This is a genomic window from Pseudomonas sp. (assembly GCF_030147005.1).
In the GTDB taxonomy this organism is placed as follows: domain Bacteria; phylum Pseudomonadota; class Gammaproteobacteria; order Pseudomonadales; family Pseudomonadaceae; genus Aquipseudomonas.
In genome coordinates, this window is the sequence record NZ_JASLAW010000004.1 from 1 (window position 1) to 4,705 (window position 4,705).

Sequence of the window (4,705 nt, forward strand, 5' to 3'; positions counted from 1 at the left end):
AAGCGCTAGAGCAGGCAACCGTCGGCCTGTGGCGAGGGAGCTTGCTACCGCAGGGCCGCGAAGCGACCCCAGAAAATGGGACTGCTGCGCAGTCCAGCGGGAGCAAGCTCCCTCGCCACGGTAAAGCGCTCCTCCTTAACTGACTGGCATTAGAGCAAGCCCGCTCCCACATGTTGGTTTGGCCGTGCGGCTGTATCTCAGGCGCTGAACCCACCGTCGATGGTCAGGCTGGCACCCGTGATATAGCCCGCTTCCGGCCCGGCAAGATACGCCACAAAGCTGGCGATCTCCTCCACATGGCCATACCGCCCCACCGCCATCAGCCCCATGAGACTCTCAGCAAACTCACTGTTTGCCGGGTTCATATCGGTATCCACCGGCCCAGGCTGCACGTTATTGATGGTGATGCCCCGTGGCCCCAAGTCTCGCGCCAGGCCTTTGGTCAAACCTACCAGCGCCGCCTTGCTCATCGCATACGGGCCGCCGCCGCCAAACGGCATGCGCTCGGCGTTGGTGCTGCCGATATTGATCACTCGGCCACCTTCGCCCATGTGCTTGGCGGCTTCCTGGGTGGCGATAAACACGCTGCGCACATTGATCGCCAGGGTCTGATCGAAGTCTTCCAGCTTGAACTCTTCCAACGGGGCGATGGCCAGCACGCCGGCGTTGTTCACCAGGATATCCAGGCGCCCGAATGCCGCGACGGTGGCGTCGACCGCGTTGCGAATCGCCGTGGCATCGGCGCTGTCGGCCTGAATCGCCAGGGCTTTGCCGCCTGCGCTGATCACGCCGTTCTGCAAGGCTTCAGCCTTGGTGGCCGAGCTGACGTAGGTAAAGGCCACCGCAGCGCCTTGTGCGGCGAGGCGCTTGACGATGGCGGCGCCGATGCCGCGGGAACCGCCTTGAACCAAGGCGACTTTGCCGGTGAGGTTGGATGTGGTCATGTCGATCTCCAAGTAGTTGATGAGGCGAGTATCGACCTCACACGCCCCGGCCGGTAGCGCGCGATTGCTATAGTCTGTGTAAACCAAAAGTTTAGAGTCGAGCGTTATGGAAAGCTTTGGCAGTATCGAATGCTTTGTGCGCAGCGCCGAGGGCGGCAGCTTCGCAGAGGCTGCGCGGCACTTGAGCCTGACGCCGGCAGCGGTAGGAAAAAGTGTGGCCAAGCTGGAAGTGCGCCTGGGCGTCAGGCTGTTTCAGCGCAGCACCCGGCGCCTGACCTTGACCGAAGCCGGCAAGCGCTTCCTTGACGAAGTCAGCGGTAGCCTCATCACGATTCAAAACGCCGTGGCCAACCTGGCCAGCGCCGAAGGGCGGCCGGTGGGCACGTTGAAGGTCAGCATGGGCACGGTATTCGGCAACCGCTATGTAATGCCGTTGCTGGGTGAGTTCATGCGGCGTTTCCCGGATATCAGCCCGGATTGGCATTTCGATAACCGCCAAGTCGACTTGATCGGCCAAGGCTTTGACGCTGCCATTGGCGGTGGTTTTGAACTGCCCCAAGGTGTGGTGGCGCGCAAGTTGGCGCCGGCGCACCGGGTGTTGGTGGCTTCGCCGGTTTATCTGGCGCAACGCCCCGCGGTGCGTGCGCCCGAGGATTTGTCGCGCTGCCACGGCATCCTGATCCGCTCGCCGCAGACGGGCCGGGTGCGTTCATGGCAACTGACCCACCGCGAGCGCGAGCACAGCTCTCTGGTGCTCAAACCCGCGATGACCATGAGCGATTCCGAAGCCGCCTGCTGCGCCAGCGCCCAGGGCCTGGGTATCGCGCTGGTCAGCATGCCGATGGCCGTGCCGTTCCTCGACAGCGGCGCGCTCGTGCGGGTTTTGCCCGACTGGTATGTGGACGACGGTAATATTTGCATCTATTACGCCGAGCACAAGCTGCTGCCGGGCAAGACTCGGGCGTTTGTGGATTTCGTGATCGAGCAGTTTGCCGAAAAGGACTTGGGCCGAAGGTTCAACGCCCTTTCAAGCTGAGCGCACTGATCTTCAGTGGCCGAACTTGCCGGGCCAGCCCAGGATTTTCTTCGGCCTTGGCGTCCCATAGGTTCTGACTTTGGAGGTCGACAACCCCAACCGCACCAGCGACTCAGCGATCGTCACTGCCGCCGTCACCCCATCCACCACCGGCACCCCGGTGCGCTGGCGAATCTGCTCGTCCAGCCCGGCCATGCCGCCGCAGCCCAGGCAGATCACTTCTGCCTTGTCCTCAAAGATCGCCAGTTCCGCCTGGCGCACGATGGCTTCCATGGCGACCAGTGGGTCTTCTTCCAGTTCCAGCACCGCCATGCCACTGGCCCGCACTGAGGCGCAGCGCTGGTACAGGCCGGCCAGTTTCAGACGGTCTTCGATCAGGGGCACCGTGCGGTCCAGGGTGGTCACCACCGAGTAGGCATGGCCCAGGAACATCGCCGTGCTGGCTGCGGCTTCGGTGATATCCACCACGGGCACGTTGAGCAATTCCTGCAGGCCTTCGCGGCCATGCTCGCCGTAGCCGGCCTGGATCACCGCATCAAATGGCTGGTCGTAGGCCATTACGCGGTCCATGACCGCGATGGCTGCCAGGTAGCTTTCAAAGTTGCCCTCCACAGACTCGGCGCCGAAGTAGGGAGTGAGCCCGACAATCTCGGTGCCCGGCGAAGCCACGCTCCGTGCCTGCTCAGTAATGGTTTGCGTGATGGATTCGGTGGTGTTGACGTTGACCACGAGGATGCGCATGGAATGTCCTTGTTTAATGACTGACGTTATCGACTGCGATGCTTTCGCCGCTGACATCGGCGTAGAACGGTTGGCGCTTGGCGATCAGCAGGTACAGCAGTCCGGCAATACCGGCGCCAAACAACCAGGAGAACGGCGAGACGCTGGCAAACCCGGGCAACAACGCCAATGAGATGGCGATCACCGCTGCCGGCACGAACGCCGCCACCGCACGCAGGTTCACGCCCCGGCTGTAGTAATAAACCCCCTGCGCGTCCTCGCTATACAGTTGCGGCACGTCCACCTGGCTTTTGCGGATCAGCCAGTAGTCAACCATGATCACCCCATACAACGGCCCCAGCAGTGCGCCCAGGCCGGAAAGGAAATACACGATCACCAACGGGCTGTTGTAGAGATTCCACGGCAGGATCAGCACCGCCACGGTGGCGCTGATCAGCCCGGCGCGACGGAAGTTCAGGTACCTGGGCGCCAGGTTGCTCAGCACAAAAGCCGGGGCGACGAAGTTGGCCATGATGTTCACCGCCACGGTGACGATCAGGAAGGCCAGGCAGCCGAGCACAAGAAAGAAAGTATTGGGAATGGCGGCGATGATTTCGGTCGGGCTTTCGATCACCCGGCCGTTGAGTTGGAACTGTCCGCCGCACAGCAGCACGGTGATGGCGGCGAACACCAGGATATTCACCGGCAGGCCCCAGAAGTTGCCCACCAGGATCGTCTTGCGGCAGGGCGAGGAGCGTGCGAAGTCGCAGAAATTAAGGATCAGCGTGCCGTAGATCGCCAGCCACAGCGCGCCACCGGCAAAGATATTGCGCCACATCTCGCCGCCGCTCAGCGGTTCGCGGATCGACCAGGCAATGTGCCCGCCTGCCTGAAAGTACATCCAGCCCGCCAGCGAGGCCACGGTGAGTAAAATCACCGGGCCGGCAAATCCTTCATAGCGACGCACCATTTCCATGCCGTAGGCCAGGATCACCAACTGCACCAGCCAGATCGCCACGAAACACGCCCAGCCGAGCGATGACAGGCCAAGGATCGAGTTGTGATCAAAGTCGGCAAACCCTGGGTGAATCGCCGTAAGCAATACGCGAAACACCACCGATGCCAGGTAGGTTTGGATGCCGAACCAGGCAATCGCAATCACGGCGCGGATCAATGCCGGAATCTGTGCCCCATGAATGCCGAAGCTGATACGGCTGATCACTGGAAACGGCACGCCGGTTTTCTGGCCCATATACCCCGACAGGTTCATGAAGAAGTACACCAGTGCCGCACCGATGCCCAGGGACAGCAGGATCTGCCAACCGCCCAGGCCCAACGCGTACAAGCCGATGGCGAATGAATAGTTGGCGATGTTGTGCACGTCATTGGTCCACAACGCAAAGATGCTGTAGCGCCCCCATCGACGCCCTTCGACCTTGGTCGGCGCGAGGTCTTTGTTGTGCAGGCGGGGGCTGAGTACCAGCGGACCGGGGCCGGCGGCCTCGGGATTCACGGCGGAGGAGGGCAGATCCAGTGCGATGTTATTCGAGAGGCTTGTACGCATTCCGGCAGGCTCCAGCACATCCGCAGCAATGCGGCAGATGGCAAAGTGTATGTAGGTTTTGTATTTATTGTATACAAAGCGTATTTCACCTTAAGCCACATGCGTGCCAGCTTTCGAACTATAAAACGCGCGGCTAATTTCCTTTTTATCGTTGATCGAAATAACTGACTGAATTACAAGCGATATAAATTGACCGTTTGAACAGTTATTTATTTTTTTCGGAAGGGAGAGCGATTTCAGAGAACGAAAAATGCAAGAACGAAAGTGTTACGTTTTGGTGCGGTCACAGCTGGATTGCACACATAAATGGCACCGATGGTTACATCTGTGTGTACATTTTATCTGCGAACAAAATACAAAAATGTGGGAGCGGGCGTGCTGGCGGGGGCGGTGGGTCGGTCAGGGCATCAAATACTGACCCATCCCAGGAGCGAGCAAGCC

General features: G+C 60.4%; 4 protein-coding genes. 1 reads left to right on the top strand and 3 read right to left on the bottom strand.

From position 1 onward, the window contains the following. Positions 1-197 precede the first annotated feature (197 nt). On the bottom strand, positions 198-944 hold the full coding sequence (locus Q1V60_RS00270; RefSeq protein ID WP_300626659.1) for a 3-oxoacyl-ACP reductase family protein: 747 nt from the start codon (positions 942-944) through the stop codon (positions 198-200). Positions 945-1,050: 106 nt separating this feature from the next. On the opposite strand from Q1V60_RS00270, the gene Q1V60_RS00275 reads away from it, so the two are divergent. Continuing rightward, positions 1,051-1,980, top strand: coding sequence for a LysR family transcriptional regulator (locus tag Q1V60_RS00275; RefSeq protein WP_300626660.1), 930 nt, complete (start codon positions 1,051-1,053; stop codon positions 1,978-1,980). Between the two features lie 12 nt (positions 1,981-1,992). Here Q1V60_RS00275 and Q1V60_RS00280 read toward each other — a convergent pair whose 3' ends face one another. Further along, positions 1,993-2,721, bottom strand: coding sequence for an aspartate/glutamate racemase family protein (locus tag Q1V60_RS00280; RefSeq protein ID WP_300626662.1), 729 nt, complete (start codon positions 2,719-2,721; stop codon positions 1,993-1,995). A gap of 13 nt (positions 2,722-2,734) precedes the next feature. Next, entirely contained in the window at positions 2,735-4,264 is a 1,530-nt protein-coding gene (locus Q1V60_RS00285; RefSeq protein ID WP_300626665.1) for an NCS1 family nucleobase:cation symporter-1, read from the bottom strand. Positions 4,265-4,705: the final 441 nt, after the last annotated feature.